The 14,422-nt window shown below is 54.5% G+C and carries 14 protein-coding genes and 1 tRNA gene; 7 read left to right on the top strand and 8 right to left on the bottom strand.

Features of this window, described 5'->3' with window-relative positions; genetic code table 11:
* From ihfA to NPS56_RS21750, 3 genes are all read left to right on the top strand, one after another.
* Nucleotides 1-303, top strand: a complete 303-nt coding sequence (ihfA, locus tag NPS56_RS21760; protein WP_002553164.1) for an integration host factor subunit alpha — start codon at nucleotides 1-3, stop codon at nucleotides 301-303.
* Nucleotides 284-640 (top strand): MerR family transcriptional regulator, encoded by a 357-nt coding sequence (locus NPS56_RS21755; protein ID WP_003179985.1) that lies wholly within the window; start codon nucleotides 284-286, stop codon nucleotides 638-640. The genes ihfA and NPS56_RS21755 overlap by 20 nt, the downstream gene beginning before the upstream one ends.
* Nucleotides 641-729: 89 nt before the next feature.
* Nucleotides 730-806, top strand: a tRNA-Pro gene (locus NPS56_RS21750).
* A 1,085-nt stretch (nucleotides 807-1,891) separates the two neighbouring features.
* Here NPS56_RS21750 and NPS56_RS21745 read toward each other — a convergent pair.
* On the bottom strand, nucleotides 1,892-4,321 hold the full coding sequence (locus NPS56_RS21745; RefSeq protein ID WP_274076530.1) for an AAA family ATPase: 2,430 nt from the start codon (nucleotides 4,319-4,321) through the stop codon (nucleotides 1,892-1,894).
* A 226-nt stretch (nucleotides 4,322-4,547) separates the two neighbouring features.
* On the opposite strand from NPS56_RS21745, the gene NPS56_RS21740 reads away from it, so the two are divergent.
* A complete protein-coding gene (locus NPS56_RS21740; protein WP_274076529.1) occupies nucleotides 4,548-4,706 on the top strand; it encodes a hypothetical protein in 159 nt (52 codons plus the stop codon).
* On the opposite strand, the gene NPS56_RS21735 is transcribed toward NPS56_RS21740, so the two are convergent.
* The 5 genes from NPS56_RS21735 to mobH all read right to left on the bottom strand — a co-directional run bounded on the left by NPS56_RS21735 (nucleotide 4,700) and on the right by mobH (nucleotide 10,602).
* Entirely contained in the window at nucleotides 4,700-6,640 is a 1,941-nt protein-coding gene (locus NPS56_RS21735) for a DUF3732 domain-containing protein (protein WP_274076528.1), read from the bottom strand. The two genes, NPS56_RS21740 and NPS56_RS21735, sit on opposite strands and share 7 nt — an antisense overlap.
* Entirely contained in the window at nucleotides 6,637-7,122 is a 486-nt protein-coding gene (locus NPS56_RS21730; RefSeq protein WP_274076527.1) for a three component ABC system middle component, read from the bottom strand. The genes NPS56_RS21735 and NPS56_RS21730 overlap by 4 nt, the downstream gene beginning before the upstream one ends.
* A gap of 3 nt (nucleotides 7,123-7,125) precedes the next feature.
* Complete coding sequence (locus NPS56_RS21725) at nucleotides 7,126-8,337, bottom strand: ABC-three component system protein (protein ID WP_274076526.1); 1,212 nt, start codon at nucleotides 8,335-8,337, stop codon at nucleotides 7,126-7,128.
* A 226-nt stretch (nucleotides 8,338-8,563) separates the two neighbouring features.
* Nucleotides 8,564-8,704 carry a hypothetical protein gene (locus NPS56_RS21720; protein ID WP_274076525.1) on the bottom strand — a complete coding sequence of 47 codons (141 nt, stop codon included), beginning with the start codon at nucleotides 8,702-8,704 and terminating at the stop codon, nucleotides 8,564-8,566.
* 179 nt (nucleotides 8,705-8,883) lie between these two features.
* The gene (gene mobH, locus NPS56_RS21715; RefSeq protein WP_274076524.1) at nucleotides 8,884-10,602 is read right to left on the bottom strand and encodes a MobH family relaxase; all 1,719 of its coding nucleotides are present in this window, start codon (nucleotides 10,600-10,602) and stop codon (nucleotides 8,884-8,886) included.
* A 223-nt stretch (nucleotides 10,603-10,825) separates the two neighbouring features.
* Here mobH and NPS56_RS21710 point away from each other — a divergent pair, with 223 nt between their 5' ends.
* Nucleotides 10,826-11,020 (top strand): hypothetical protein, encoded by a 195-nt coding sequence (locus NPS56_RS21710; RefSeq protein WP_274076523.1) that lies wholly within the window; start codon nucleotides 10,826-10,828, stop codon nucleotides 11,018-11,020.
* A gap of 120 nt (nucleotides 11,021-11,140) precedes the next feature.
* Nucleotides 11,141-11,506, top strand: coding sequence for a histone-like nucleoid-structuring protein, MvaT/MvaU family (locus NPS56_RS21705; protein WP_274076522.1), 366 nt, complete (start codon nucleotides 11,141-11,143; stop codon nucleotides 11,504-11,506).
* Nucleotides 11,507-11,592: 86 nt separating this feature from the next.
* Here NPS56_RS21705 and NPS56_RS21700 read toward each other — a convergent pair whose 3' ends face one another.
* Nucleotides 11,593-12,531 carry an ArdC family protein gene (locus NPS56_RS21700; protein WP_274076521.1) on the bottom strand — a complete coding sequence of 313 codons (939 nt, stop codon included), beginning with the start codon at nucleotides 12,529-12,531 and terminating at the stop codon, nucleotides 11,593-11,595.
* Nucleotides 12,532-13,231: 700 nt separating this feature from the next.
* A complete protein-coding gene (locus NPS56_RS21695) occupies nucleotides 13,232-13,597 on the bottom strand; it encodes a DUF3085 domain-containing protein (protein ID WP_274076520.1) in 366 nt (121 codons plus the stop codon).
* A gap of 461 nt (nucleotides 13,598-14,058) precedes the next feature.
* Between NPS56_RS21695 and NPS56_RS21690 the strand changes: the two genes are divergently transcribed.
* The gene (locus tag NPS56_RS21690) at nucleotides 14,059-14,418 is read left to right on the top strand and encodes a hypothetical protein (RefSeq protein WP_274076519.1); all 360 of its coding nucleotides are present in this window, start codon (nucleotides 14,059-14,061) and stop codon (nucleotides 14,416-14,418) included.
* Nucleotides 14,419-14,422: the final 4 nt, after the last annotated feature.

Genomic DNA, 14,422 nt, shown 5'->3' with positions numbered 1-14,422 from the left:
ATGGGGGCTTTGACGAAAGCTGAGATGGCGGAACGTCTGTATGAAGAGCTGGGCCTGAACAAGCGGGAAGCCAAGGAATTGGTCGAACTGTTTTTCGAGGAAATCAGGCACGCTCTCGAAGACAACGAGCAGGTCAAATTGTCCGGTTTCGGCAATTTCGACCTTCGGGACAAACGCCAGCGGCCTGGCCGCAACCCGAAAACGGGGGAAGAAATCCCGATCACGGCTCGCCGTGTGGTCACCTTTCGTCCAGGGCAGAAGTTGAAGGCCCGAGTTGAGGCTTATGCTGGAACCAAGTCATAACGACGAGCTTCCCGTCATCCCAGGCAAACGCTACTTCACCATTGGTGAAGTCAGCGAGCTGTGTGCGGTAAAACCACACGTGCTGCGCTACTGGGAGCAGGAGTTTCCTCAACTCAACCCCGTCAAACGCCGCGGAAACCGCCGGTATTATCAGCGCCAGGACGTGCTGATGATCCGGCAGATCCGCGCGCTGCTGTACGATCAGGGTTTCACCATCGGCGGCGCACGCCTGCGCCTGTCCGGCGATGAAGCCAAAGACGACACCACCCAGTACAAACAGATGATCCGGCAGATGATTGCCGAGCTCGAAGATGTCCTGGTTGTCCTCAAGAAATAAATTTCTGCTTTTAAATACTTCCAGTTTTCAAAAGCTTGCGATATATTCTTGAGCGTTCCTCGAGGTGAGGAACAAGATACACGCCTAGTCGGGGCGTAGCGCAGTCCGGTAGCGCACTAGCATGGGGTGCTAGGGGTCGAGTGTTCGAATCACTCCGTCCCGACCATTTATTCTTAAGAAATCCAGTCATTTAGCGGTGACTGGATTTTTTTATGGCCCATCGTTTTTTTTGCGGAGCTAATTTTGCCCCACTTTTTGCCCCACTGAGGTTTTGCCCAGCCGCTGGTCGGGTGGTAGACGTATTAGCGGCGAGTCAGGTTGCGATTCACGTTATCGCTATTATTGGAGGGGAAAGTGTTTTCCTCATTGGTATAAAGTTCTACGCTTCCGCCACTAATTTTCATTAAGGCTATGATTTATCAGGGTTTTTTATTTCAACCTAATTCCAGCCCATACCCCAGCCCATACTTTGGGCGCTGGCTTCCAGTGTGCGTCGTTGGAATTTTCCGCCGAACGGACCCTTTGTTGCTCCGTGTGACGCCTTGATATGAGGTACTGGTCCACCTCAATGCAGGAGCGCTCTCGCTGTCCGTGCAGCCCGTGGGGGGGCAGCGCTCCCCTGTCTGGGTGAGACGAACATTAGTTTCACGTTATTTTCGATGTTCCGGCAGAGCTCATCGGTGCGAATGCTGCTCTGGCTATGTCCGAACGGCGCCTGAGGTCTGTGCCTATGCGGGCGATAGTTGAGCGGCGGTTTGTCGCCTTGGTGTTCATGGTGATACTGGGCTACTTAATGTGGTGGCTTCGGTGACCCGTTTTGGCTCGACACCCAACGTTGGTAGCTGCCTAACGTGAGCTGTCAGCCGTTTGGCGTTGTACGGTCATCGTGCTGGCCGTCCTGATCGATTATGTATTACCCGTGCTGGGCGGCAGCCTGGTATTGCTGTTGGCGTTGGACCTGGTCCTTACCCAACGCGCATCAGCCGCCAGAATGGCGGATGAAACCGCCTGAGCTAAACCGAATAGCATGACGCTAAGCAGGCAACTGCTTGGCGATCTTCGCCATGCTCATGGTGCTGTTCGGGCCGTTGATCGGCCAGGGCAGCGCCTAGGCGCATCGCTCCCAGGCGGCTGAGCTTTACTGCATGACCATGCAGGCTAAGAAACATGGCCATCCAGGCTCCCGCTTCACCAAAAGGCTGGTAGCCAGCCCAATCATCTACCAGATGCTTCCTCGGCAGTCCAAAGTCTTCAAAACGGTATCTCCTGATCGAACCCAAGCTGGTCGATCTCAGACTTGGAAGCAATGTGCTCGGAAGCTGATACCACGGCGGCACCGCTAGTTTGGAGTGCGGCTGAGCCAGGAACGACTATGTCCAGATCTGCGGCACCTGCATCATCAGCTACAACGATCTCCTCTTCCCCAGCATCCGTCTCCTGCTGCTGCTCTGCAGGCTCTTCCGGATCTAGATCAACATAGGCATCGCCCATCATCATTCTGTAATGCGCATCATGCTTGGCTGCTTTGAATATTTTGAAGAAGATTTTCAGGTAGCTTGCTGCCATATTGTCACTAATGGCCACATAGAGTTCATCCGGAGCGTAATGCGAGCCATCATTCACCCAGCTCATTAAAGACTGGCACTGTGTCTTTTCGATACCTTCAAACTGGTCGATCAAATGGTACGTATCGACACCGCCCAAGATCTTGAAATAGTTCTCCAAAATCCGGCGCATGGTGTTCTGCAACGTAAGCACTGGCAACGGCGTTCTCTTCAGCTCCGCCCAGAGCAGCTGATAAGAAGTTCTGATGGGATTGCTTGAGTGAAATTCGATCACCGAATGCTCATTGGGCTTACGGACGATCCAGAACGTCTCATCACCGAGGGATCTGTCGGGCTTCCGACGCTGATCGTAAGTAATCTCTTTATGGAAATGTATATTGTGAGTGAGCACCACAACCTGTTTAAGATGACTACCACTCTTTCTGACCTCAGCAAAGAGCTCCTTGATCAAGCTACTCACGATAAACAACACATCACTGTCAAGGCTTGAAACAGGGTCATCGATAACCACGATTCGATCACTGGTGATACCAGAGGTCGTAATACTCCCTCTCAGCAGGTGGTAGAAATACAGGAACGTTACGAAGGTCTTCTCACCCTCGCTCAAGGTTTGCTTGGCATCCCTCCCATCAGCTCGGATCAGTCTATAGGAGTTACCTACACAGGCAGGGTCGAGCGAAAAGCTGCGAAAGCCAAAATTCTTAAGAATTTTATTTATGGCAATTACTGTCGGCTTCACGCTGGTGAGTTCTGTCTCAATCTTATCTATCTCGATATCAACAGCATCAATGCTGCCCGAGGCCTTGTCCCGACTCAATGCGATACCGGCAATGGACTTCTGTAATTTGTCCTTCTCAGAGGTGTAGTCAGCCAAAGTGTTCTTGAGCTCGGCACCTATAATATATTTCCACACCTCTCCAGTGAGCTTGCTCTGCTCAGCAGTAAAGCTTGCCACAAGGCGATTGTGCTCGGTGATTTTCGCGTTCGCCGCGCCAACAATTTCGTTAATACCAGCCTGGATATCTTCCAGTCCCTCAAGACCAATCTCAGCGCTTGGGCTGGCTACTTTATTGTCCATTCGCCCTTTATTGACAAGAACGACAGCTTCCAGCGCCTGAATCTCAGGATTGAGTTTTTCCTTATCCAGATCTGCGCAGTCCAAAGCCAATAAAGCACGCGCCTGAATCAATAGTTCCTCTGCAGCTTGGAAATAGTTAGTACGTAGGGTGGAGACCGCCTTCGAATCAGCCTCAAATGCCTCATCAAAATAGTCGGAAAGTTCCTTTTCGAAGTCGTGAGGCAGATCCTGCTGACAGAACGGACATTGTTCATCCGTATGATCCAAAAACCTCATGCCCTGCCTGACCCAGTCGCTATTACCTAGCCGCTGAATAATGCCCGATATACTGACATCGTCTTTGCCTATCACTTTTTTAGCCAGAACCGGGCTTGTCTCGAATGCGATCAGCCGTGACAAATCCAAAGTCGGAACGGGAGCTATTCTCGCAGGCTGGTCGCCATATAAAACTGCCGCTCTAGCCTGGAGTTCAGCAAAATCTACCAAGGCGGACTTGTTACTCGCGTGCTCTTGAGTAACCCTTGCCTTGAACGCCTCCTTATTGTTCCTCAAACCAGTAAATGCACCCTTAAGATGCTCATCATGCTTTACTTTCTGCTCCCAGCATCGGGTGACCAGTTTTGCTTCCAAAGAAATCAGTTCAGCATGCTTTCCGGGTTTTCCATTTTCGCCATCAAGAGAAATGATTGACTTGGCTTTCAACTGTTCGTGGCGCTTTCTTTCTTCCTTAAGGTCTTTGAGGCGATCGAGCTGCGCTTGCTCAGCCTTGCCGAGTGTAAATACACCTTGGAACTCTTTGGAATCTATGAAGTTGGCAGTAATGAAGTCGTTGTTGTAGACCATTGCTGGCACTGGCGTATTTCTGAGCCAGTTGATGCTGGAGTCTGCTGAGATGCCAGGTTTCTCAATGAGCCGGCTGATTGTGGTCTTGCCCGCCCCGTTTGCCCCATAAATGAAGTTGACCGGTTTGAGGTTGATGACTTCGGGCTTGGCTGCGCTGTAGGTGGCGATGTTGGACAGACTAATTGACTCGATCATGACGGGGCATCCCAGCACGCTGGGGCGCTTGGCTGGCCCCTGCTCAGTGAAATTCTGGAGGGTCTAGGAGTTGGATTGTCTGCCTGACCGTTGTGCGATCGCGTGATGGCGATTGGCCGCATAAGCGTAGTCGGCGTGACAATTTATGCAAAAGCTGACGATGCACGATGTCACTGGGCAGTAGTTGCTTTGCGTACGCCGGAGTTTCGGGAGGGAGGGTTACCGGATGCAAGGGCTGGTCGGCGCACTCATTGCCCTGGAGGCCGATGTGCCCGAACAACTACTGCTCGGTAACTTTGTGCCGGTTACCCTACTCGCAAATAGAAAAGCCCGCCGTAAAAAGCGGGCTGGTCACAGGGCAGATGCCATAGAAATTGATTACTGAGTGTCCTGCCTTCTCGGCCAGTCCAGAGGAATCAGCGCATCACCCGAAAGCTTGTTCCAGCGCTTGCGCGTGGCCGCCACATACCGTGGATCGTCACCGAAGTACGCATGTTCGATCAACAGCACCTGCAGATGCTCCTGCGCAGCGGTTGTATTGAAGAGAAAATCCAGGTGCCGGCGCATGGCCGATACTTCCTCGTTTTCGCCGATGTCTGATTCGTCATCGCCACGTTGCGGATAGTAGGGTCGGCTGATCTGGTCGAAAGCAAGGAACGCTGGTACTGGGGCGTTCACCTTCGCCAGGTACTTCTGAAGCGCGAAGGACAGGGCGATATGGATGGCCAGGTAGTTCTCATCCGAGCCAGCATCCGGAAGCCTCAAAACCGCACCGGAATTCTGCTCGATGATCGCAATATCTGGTGGTTTGGCTGAAAACTCCAGCTCGGCACCGATACACGGTTGGACAGTGGGCAAATCTGCGAACGCTTCGGAGAGATACTGGGAAATCTTGCGTTCAGCGCGAGATAGCAGGATCTGCTTGGCGTCACTGTCAACAAGGGCTTCCAAGCCCTGGATCTGTTCACGCAGCACATCCAGGTCGGGGCCAGGCAGTGGCGTCGTAGGGTTCATCTCCAGGAACTGATGAACCTTGCCCAAGAGCAATGTGCGGTGCTGAGCAGCAGTCTCAAACTGTTTGGCCTCCTCACTTTGTCGAACCCACGTCTTAATACGTTCATCGACACCGTTGAGCGTCAGATTCAGACGTGAAAGCTCCAGCTGCAGGGAGTCCTCATGCTCGACGAAACGTGGCCGGACATTCTCAACGGCCACGGTTTCTGAACGAATGATGTTCATGGAGCGGTGGATGGCCTCGGCGATCTCAATGCCACGTTCGCTAGGAGTATCACAAAGCGGGCAGGCAGTAGCCGCAGGCTGAAGGTGCTCGGCAATCTTCAGCTTCTCGTACTGCCGGCGCACAGAGCCTTCGAAGGCAGTAATGTCTTGCAGGGTCTTGCGGGTCGCGCGAGACTTTCGACGCACATTCTCGATGTCGGTGAGAAGACTGCGGCGCTGCGCATGAAGATTCGCAAGCTCACTTTCTTCAGGGTTCTTACCAGCACCTGGCTTGGTTTGCTTGACGACAGTCAAGACTCCTTGGAGATCAGCCTCAGATGCAGAGTCTGATGGCATATCGCACAGGCCAATACGGTGGGCGTCCATCAACAGACGCATGGCGAATTTCTTATAGTCGCTGCCTGCCGCTTGACGCGTTTTGAGCTTCCGCTCTTCGCCGTCAAGCTTCTTGCGAAGGTCGCGTAGGCGCCTCTCTTGCAGCACAGTATCTTCATTCACCACGCCCAAGAAGTACGGCATGGTTTCGATGATAGCCGGCGCTTCATCAGCCTGGTCGAGCCCATGAAGCAGTGCTGTTTCGTTGTAGATCACGTCCTTGGGAACAAACATGTAAGCCGTGGCGTGACGCAGAGTTGGGCGCCATTTGCGCGCGGTGGTGTCTTCTGGGGTTTCCTGTACCGCGCTGATGCCAAATGCCCGCTCAATGTAGGCTTTACCCGCAAGCAACGTGGTAGCGCCTTGGAACTCGTCCACAGAGCTTGGGATGGGAAGATCGCGCCCGTTGCTCACGAACATCCGAGTACTTGTACCTTGGCCAACAGGTGGAACGAGGCGCCCGGTGATCATCTGCGCCTCACCCATCACCCATTTAACCCCCACCGCCAGACTGTGCCTTCTGACATGTGCGGCCAGCTCACATTGGCGCGACCCAAGGCAGTAGTCGATGGACTTGATAAGGGTCGACTTACCGGTACCAGACGCGCCGGTGATGATGTTGACCTCTCCTGGTTTCAGATCGAGGACGCGAACCCTTCCGCCTTCGCCGATAAAGAAGATGTCAGAAATATTCCAGCGACTCATAGCTCCAGGCCCATCATGTCGAATGCCGTCCTTGTGGATCCTGCCAAAGCTAACCAGCAGCCCAGGCGATCAATGTTCTTAAAAATTGTCTGAGTCTCTTCGCTGAACTGCTTCGCGAACTGTTTTGGCAAAGGTGATCCGCCAGCAACTAAACGACCTTCTGTATTGATCGTCAGCAGTCGGCTGAAGCAGGCGAAGCGGATTGCCTCGGTGACAATGTCCAGCGAGCCATTCACACGGTCTGCCAGGCGGATCTGAATGGCGGGGCTTCGCCGTAGCCATTCGAGCAGGCCAGTTCGCCGGTCAGTGCGGTCGAACGTCGAAGCGAGGTCTCCCGATAGCGCCAGTGGCAGAGCGGCATAGCACAGCGAGATGTCCGGATTGACATCGTTACGGCTTCTGTATGCCTCAACGAAGGTTTCCAGAAGCGCAGCACAGTAGCCAGGGTTCGTTTCGGCATAGATATCATGTGCGATCACCATGCCTTATTTCCCCAAACGCTTGCGGTAGTCTGCGTGCCAACCCACAAGCAGGTCGATCGCAAGTACTTGGTAGGTGCCTCGGACGTAGTAGTGCCCATTCCAGCTTCGAGAAATCGGCTCGACTTGAATCGGTGCTTCCTTGTGCGACCAGCGCAACAATTCCAGGCCCTTAGCTTCGATCTCGCCTTCATCAAGACCTTCACAATCGTCAGCCATTTCCGAATGTCGATCTGACCATTGTTCGGTCAGTTTGGTGTCGTAGCCCGCGATCTTCGAACGCATACTGGGGTTATCTACGATCCATTTCGCGCGTTGCATCTTTGCCCGCCACTCCTCCCGAACAGCTTTCTGCACATCAGAAGGCTTGCCGCCAACCAGCTCAATCTGGCAATACAGCATGCCGTCCGCTTGATAATCTTCTGGCTGAGCCACCGAGTCGAAATCGGCAATCAGCTCCTCGTCCTCCAGTTGCGCGATGATCGAGGAGATGCAGTGCTCCATCTCACTGCGCTGGATGACACGTTCACGTTTGCCGCACAGGGTGTACACAACTTGCTGATCCCACCATGCCAGCAGGTGCTCGGCGACCTGGGCACGTTGCGCCTTGGGAATGATGTGAAGTCGCTTTGCAACCTCATTCGGGATTTGCTCGATGGTGACGCTGTCCTGTTGAATGCGGACGCGCTTTTGTAGGCTCAGGCGGGCGGTGGCAGTCATCTTTAGGAATGCTTCGCAACCAGCGGCACGCGGGGCATGCGGTAGTTTGTCGCCGGCCGCTTTCGCTTCGGCTCGCTCCTGGACAACCCGGTTCGCTTCTTCACTCATCGCCTTGAGCAGCGCCCGGCGATCTTTTCCGGGATCACATAGAGCCATCAAAGGCGACTCGCTCGGTACCTTTCCCACCGCCACGAGATGGAAAGTGGTATCAGCAAGCGATACCAGAGGTAAGGCGTCGATCCAAACGCGCACCGTTTTCCACAACGCTACAGAGGCAAGCGTGACAGGCGGCGGGTTGGCCTGCACGGAGTGCTTCAATTGATAAAGCAGCTTGCCGCCATTCGCCGTGATCTCAACATCGTCGAGTCGTTCGATTGCCACAGCGGCTTCATCAGCGAACTGAGAAATGAGCGTCAGCAATGCAAACTGGCTCTGGTAATAAAATCCCAACGCGGCAGCCGTTGCTTCATGAACCGCGTTCGAGTCCGTGCTATCCATCCCTTACAAGCACCTCCCGCTGCGGCATGTGATCCTTTTTTAGGGCGAAAGATGATACCAGAATGACATCGCGGTATGTGGATCGAAAGGGGAATGCAACAAACGCCCGGTAGAGGTAGAGCGCCCCTAAATGTGCAGAGGATGGTCGGGATCATTCAAAGACCGCTGGAGCGGCGAATCAAGAGATGTGCAGTCACTAGGATGGAGGAATGATAGACTTGGCAAGTCAAGTATCCAGGAGATGGCCATTCTGGTAGAGCTCGACCTGGATCAAAACGACGGCGATACGCTGCTTCACCACGGCCAAACCTTCATCCTGGATAACGGAGAGCCGTTGTCCGGCTTGGTCACTCTTCCACTTCTTCATCACTCATCTTATGTTGGCAACTACTTGGGTGCAGGTCCTGAGCGATGTGGTGTTCGCTCTAGCGAAGCCTCTGGAATGCTAACCGAAATTAATTGACTGCGATCACGGCTCCATCGCGAGTCGCATAATTGTGCTCATTCTCTTGGCTCTGTTTTAATGCGTTAGGCTTAGGGGGCCGCTTACCTGACCAGTATGAGATATGGGTTATTCGCCGGAGGGGGAGTAAAAATAGCTGCTGAGCTGTGCAGTAGGTAGCCATTCAGAACGCTCGTTTTGCGAGGACCTCTCACCGCGCAGGTCCAAATGTTTTGGCCGTTGGGCTTTTTCAGATGAACGTCCAGCTTCTCAAACTGGCGTTGGATACGCCGCCAGGCCTCGCTATCAGGATCTCCACTGGTTATTCCTGGATGCTCGGCCGCGTAGCGTTGGAAAATGCCCGGTGTAACCAGGAAAAAGGTTCCTTCAACGGTGTGAATTTTTGCCTTGCTGTCGTTGATCAATAGGCGATGACTGTGGATTCCCTCGCGCAGCCATTCGATGAAGGCCTGCTCCGCGGCATCCTGGAGTGGCGGAGGTAAAGGTTGCATACCCTTCGTGCCCGATTCATCCTCGAGCTCGCCTGGTTCCTGCAACATATCCATCAGATCGTCGAGGTAGTCGAATTTCTGATTCAGGGGCGCGGTGGCTGGCCGTTTTTCTTCCGGTGCAGTTTCAGGCCGACCCAGAACCGACTCGCTGGCTTCACTGGTTGGGAAGGGGGCGTCCATCATTGGCTCAACTGTGCCCTCAAAACACTCTGACCGGGGTTCATCTGCCCAGATCAGGCTTGGCTGCAGGCGTAGAAAAGTGAAGCAATGCTGCCAGGCATCGTCCGCTACGGTGGCACTCCATACCGCTTTGCCTTCCGGAGTAGCATCCACCAAACCGTGTGATTGCAGCTCATCGAACAACGAGATATTGGAGAAAGGGATACCGTCGACTCCCTGAGCCAGCAGGTAGGACCGAAGCTTGTCACTGGCGGTCTTGCTGACCAACCACAGATGGTCCTCTGTAAGCCAGCCGGCGGCCCCGGGCTGGTTGAGCTTGAACTCGTTTTTAACCAGGTGGCGTAAGCCAGTCAGCAGGTGGTGCTGCAGCGAGTGTTTAGGTGCCTGTAAGGCCTTGGCAGGGTTGGTGCCGATGTTCTGCGCGGTGGACACCCGGTCAGCTTGCAGCACCAGCTCCCCGAGGGTGCCGGCGTGCTCGTAGTGATTGGAAAGCAAAAAGAGCAGAGGGCCCCACAAGGCTGGATAGCTGCTGAGCCAGTCGAGGAGTGGGGGCGTCAAGATTTGCGTGTACAGCAGCCCCGCAGCGGCGCCGTGTAGCTTGTAGTTGCGACCTACCACATAGCGAAAGCGATAGGGCTTGTTCAGGGGGCCGTGCCAGGGGTGCCAGACCTCACCATTCTGGTATTCCACCTGGAGGTCGACGGCAATCTTGCCAATGTCATGGAGCATGGCTCCATAGGCGATGGCGGCGCTCCAAGCGTCGGTCTGCGCGGCCTGGTCTTCGGGCGCGGCGCCGCTGGGCAGCAGGTGCGATTGGCGCAGCTTCAGGCTGCAGGCCATCAGCTCCAAACCGTGGTCCAGCATGCCTCCCGGATAGGCGTGATGATGGCTTTCACTAGCAGGTAGTTGCTGTACATATCTGGCGTAGCGGTGGATCGGATCGAGATAGAGCTGATCAAACTGAGGCTGGGAAAGGGCGGTGCCTTGCCAGATGCGCTCGAGCAGCCTCTTCCGGTGGTCGGCGGCAAGGAGCGATTCTGATGACTCAGGCAAGAGGTAACCTTCGGCGACAAGCTCTGACGCGGGGCTGGCAGTGTTGCCTTTTTCATGTTTGAGCCACCAGCGCATCATCGCATTACCTGCTTTGCATCTGGGAGGTCCTTTTGCCTTTTCGGATAAGCCTCTTACCTTTGCAATCCCTTCCATTGGCGCTATTACCCTTTACTGCTTTTGTCCTTTTCGCGAACGCGAAAATCCGAAGGCGGGCGCGTCAGGTTAGTCGGTCGACCAGGATAGCGGACCCCTTTTACAGGGGTTAAACTGGCCGGCATCATCTTTGGAAGCAGGGGCGTTGATGACGCTTACCGATGCAGTGTTGATCGTGTTACTGGTCGACCGGATTCATGGGACTGACGTTGCCATTCGCTCAGCTGCTAAGCGCTGCGCGAAACAGCTGCCACGTAGTCAGCGCGATATCTTGTTAAAAATTGGGAATAGCCCTGCACCTCGGCAACTTGTTGGCCACCTGTGCCAATACTTGGCAGAGTGAATAGATCGAACAGATCTGTTAAAGCTGGTCACCAGACGAGCCGCAGTGAGGATCAGGACCTCGGCTAAAGTGCGGGTCTGAGCTACTATTCCCACACTTGTCTCATACCTAGGAAAACCCATGTCTAAGCTTGCCGAATTCAAAGCGCTGGAAGCGCAACTGGCCGCGCAACTCCAACAGCTGGATGCGATGAAAAACGATTCCGGGCTGAAGCAGGAAATCGAGTTTGAACAAAAGCTCAAGGCCTTGCTGGAAGAGTACGGCATGAACCTGCGCCAGGTGATCACCATTCTTGATCCATCCAAGGGGGGGAGCGTAGGTACCGCCGGCGCCTCCAGTAACGTCCAGCGCAAGCCTCGTGAGATCAAGCGCTACAAGAACCCGCACAGCGGTGAAGTCGTGGAAACTAAAGGCGGCAACCACAAAGTCCTCAAGCAGTGGAAGCTGGAGCACGGCTCCGACATTGTCGAGAGTTGGTTGCAGTAATCGGTCGTCCAGTCGCAAGGGAGGCTGATCGGCGCTGCAGGCAAAACAAAGGCCCCTTTTGGGGCCTTTTTGCTGCTTGAGTGAAGTCATGCCGTTAGCCGTTCTATCATCTCGGTGCCTTGATCCGGCTGCAGTGCTAGCAGGTATTCGGAGGCCTCTCGTGCTAGGCCGCTGGCGCGGAAGATTGCACGCTTATCCTCCTTGAGTATCTTCAGCCAGGACGCCAGATACTCTTCGTGACGTAACTCACCTTGGGTTCCCGTCAGAGCACAGAGGAACGCTGCACCCATTTCCGCTACCAGCTCCTCGAAGGCGTATTCCGCGGAACCAAATGCGTGACCGCCAGTAATACCATCGCGGTTGAGGCGCGAAAGGTGACCCGACCAATGTGTCAGCTCATGAAGGGCCGTCGCGTAGTAGCTGCCGACGTCTTCGAATTGACCCTTGGTGGGCAGCTGGATGAGATCCCGCACCGGCTGATAAAACGCATGATCTCCGTAGCGATGCTCGATGCGTGCCCCGCTCGCGACCAGCAGTTGCTCGGCTGGGGCATGATCAATGAAGGCCGGCTGATCGTGACACTCATCGTGTTTTTGCTCTTCGGCAGGCAAGTCTTTGGTCTGCTCGATGTTGAACAGGCAATGCGTCCGCAGTAGCGCGAATTGCACCAATTTGATACTGCCCTGTTCATCACGAACGACCTGACCGTCCTCATCGAGCGCCTCCTTGCTCATCGGTTTGTACAGCACCGCGAGGGTTGATTGCTCACCCTTGCGAACATGGCCACCAGCTTTACGCGCCTGATTGAACGTGAGCCAGCGATCCTGGCGGAAGCCACGCAGGCGCGCCTCGGCCCACAGTAGCGGAATGTTGATGCCGGCGTAGGGACGTCGGGTGATGGCGTTGATTGGGAAAGGGGAGTCAGCACTCGAGCTGGTGGTTGTCCAAGGCTTGATCCAAGGGATAACCCCTTGACTCAGGGCACTGACAATCTTGTTGGTGACGTCCAGGTAGATATCGGACATGACGTTCTCCGGTTGTGGAGGGGGAACGCTGCCCGGCCGGGAAGGGTTCCCGGTGGGGTAAAGGGGCATTCGATGTGTTGGCGGTGTCAGATGGCGGCAATGTCTACAACGATCTCACTTGACAGCCGGATGAGTAGAAAAGCCGGGCCACTGCGTGGAGTGATGCGAGCCAGCTGTAATGGAGATGAGTGAGCGACTACTGATGTGTCATCACTCTGCGGGTGATCGAACGGCAGATCGACTGGGAACTGCAGGACATGAGGGGCGAAAGTCAGGGCGCTGTTGAGCAGCGCTGCCAAGCGCTGTGCCGAACGTCCAACGGGGGCGTTGCCTGCGTCAGGGGAAATGACGTGTCGCCACGCACCAGGGCTCAGCACAACAGCAGTGGAAAAAAGCTTCTTCCTGGACATCGGAGCCTCCGGGTAGTTGATCCCACGACACCTCTGTCGAGGATTTTGTGCGGGCATATCACTCAGCGAGACATGAAGTGTCTGTGTATTAAAACGCGCTCGAACGTGGGGGCAATCTCCCATTCAGACCACATGCAAGCACGTCTATCCAGCGCGTTCCAAGGAAGATTATTGGCCTCAGGTTCCAGATAAACGGCGATCTCCAATCGGTTAGGAAGTGCCGCGAAAAATGTTCCAGAAAGGCTCGGATAGGGAGCCCCTCTGGAAATTTGACTGACAAACAGAGGCGTTCAGGATTTTGTCGTTGGGGCAACCTCGGCAGCTAGATACAGGTGGGTGGAAGTTGCCTCAACCACCAGCGACCCTGCTGTCCCGCGAAGACTAGCCAGGACTGGATCGTCGATGTCGAAGTACTCGGCAAAATCATCGCCCCCCAATTCATCTTGTGCGCGATTCCACCAAGAATCGAAGTCGTCGACGTTTGGGTCGCAGCCGGCGGCGTAGACCACGTGTTGTCGGTCGCCTCCATCCGGTTTGTTCTCGCCGATCTCGGACATAAGGTAGACACCATGGTCCTTGACCAACATCACTCTACAGCCATTGATACCGGCCTCGGCCAACACAGCGTGGAGTGCAGAGCCTGTGAAGTGCAGCATAATGAGATCCTCCAGAGGGTGCGGAGGATTGCCACCTGTGCGGGGGAATTCCCAGCACTGGAATGAATGAGAAGGGTTGCATCGAAGACGCAGGCTCAGTGAGCCTAGATATTAGAAGGCGTTCATCACCGCGGGAGCGATGACCGTGCGAGCTGCCGAACGCGAATCGCATTTGGGGAGAACCATCACGAGAGTGACGTAGCCTTGAAGGTTATGACTACCTGGGGTGCTGGAAACCAGCAATTGCACAGTCGGTTTATCAAGCGGAACGACGTAGTGTCAATGGTGTTTTTAGGGGGGAAGGAGCTGCTTCGATCCATGCAGTCCCACTGACGATCATCAGCGCAGTCCAGGTGATCAACGGTCATGGGAATCAGCGGAAGAGGAGTAAGCTAAAGCTTGGATCCAAATTCGTGGTAACTCTTTGGCCGTGAGTGCAGAGAAGGAAGGGAGGCACTCAAATGATTACTTCAGCTTCTTCTACATCCAGCCGTACCCCATTCGGTAAGTCTTCAGTTCGTGCAGCAGTCCGTGCGGGTCGACTGGTGAATCAGCTTGAAACGGGAATTTTGCACTCCCGTGTTTTGGCTGCCGTGCCCTTTAAGTATCGGCAAATCGGCTTTCAGAGTCTTAAGGTAATGTTTGTGATTGCCGCTGCGTCTGTTGCGATTCTCTTGGCGATCGGAATGATTGCTGTGTGGGTTATCACGGCACTGCCCGATCCGGTTGATGAGGAGGAACCTGGTATTCATGAGGTGAGCCACCCTCAGCATCAAATTAAGTATCCCGAGCTGTACGACGATAATGGAACGCTCAGGTAACACG

Origin of the sequence: Pseudomonas putida (assembly GCF_028682635.1) — a bacterium.
GTDB lineage: Bacteria > Pseudomonadota > Gammaproteobacteria > Pseudomonadales > Pseudomonadaceae > Aquipseudomonas > Aquipseudomonas putida_AE.
The sequence above is the reverse complement of the archived record's forward strand: the minus strand, read 5'-3'. Positions and strand labels throughout refer to the sequence as shown.

Excerpts from the sequence above, each read along its gene's own strand:
- ihfA (WP_002553164.1), top strand. The coding sequence starts at position 1 with ATGGGGGCTTTGACGAAAGCTGAGATGGCGGAACGTCTGTATGAAGAG.
- NPS56_RS21755 (WP_003179985.1), top strand. The coding sequence starts at position 284 with ATGCTGGAACCAAGTCATAACGACGAGCTTCCCGTCATCCCAGGCAAA.
- NPS56_RS21745 (WP_274076530.1), bottom strand. The coding sequence starts at position 4,321 with ATGATCGAGTCAATTAGTCTGTCCAACATCGCCACCTACAGCGCAGCC.
- NPS56_RS21740 (WP_274076529.1), top strand. The coding sequence starts at position 4,548 with ATGCAAGGGCTGGTCGGCGCACTCATTGCCCTGGAGGCCGATGTGCCC.
- NPS56_RS21735 (WP_274076528.1), bottom strand. The coding sequence starts at position 6,640 with ATGAGTCGCTGGAATATTTCTGACATCTTCTTTATCGGCGAAGGCGGA.
- NPS56_RS21730 (WP_274076527.1), bottom strand. The coding sequence starts at position 7,122 with ATGGTGATCGCACATGATATCTATGCCGAAACGAACCCTGGCTACTGT.
- NPS56_RS21725 (WP_274076526.1), bottom strand. The coding sequence starts at position 8,337 with ATGGATAGCACGGACTCGAACGCGGTTCATGAAGCAACGGCTGCCGCG.
- NPS56_RS21720 (WP_274076525.1), bottom strand. The coding sequence starts at position 8,704 with ATGAAGAAGTGGAAGAGTGACCAAGCCGGACAACGGCTCTCCGTTATC.
- mobH (WP_274076524.1), bottom strand. The coding sequence starts at position 10,602 with ATGATGCGCTGGTGGCTCAAACATGAAAAAGGCAACACTGCCAGCCCC.
- NPS56_RS21710 (WP_274076523.1), top strand. The coding sequence starts at position 10,826 with ATGACGCTTACCGATGCAGTGTTGATCGTGTTACTGGTCGACCGGATT.
- NPS56_RS21705 (WP_274076522.1), top strand. The coding sequence starts at position 11,141 with ATGTCTAAGCTTGCCGAATTCAAAGCGCTGGAAGCGCAACTGGCCGCG.
- NPS56_RS21700 (WP_274076521.1), bottom strand. The coding sequence starts at position 12,531 with ATGTCCGATATCTACCTGGACGTCACCAACAAGATTGTCAGTGCCCTG.
- NPS56_RS21695 (WP_274076520.1), bottom strand. The coding sequence starts at position 13,597 with ATGCTGCACTTCACAGGCTCTGCACTCCACGCTGTGTTGGCCGAGGCC.
- NPS56_RS21690 (WP_274076519.1), top strand. The coding sequence starts at position 14,059 with ATGATTACTTCAGCTTCTTCTACATCCAGCCGTACCCCATTCGGTAAG.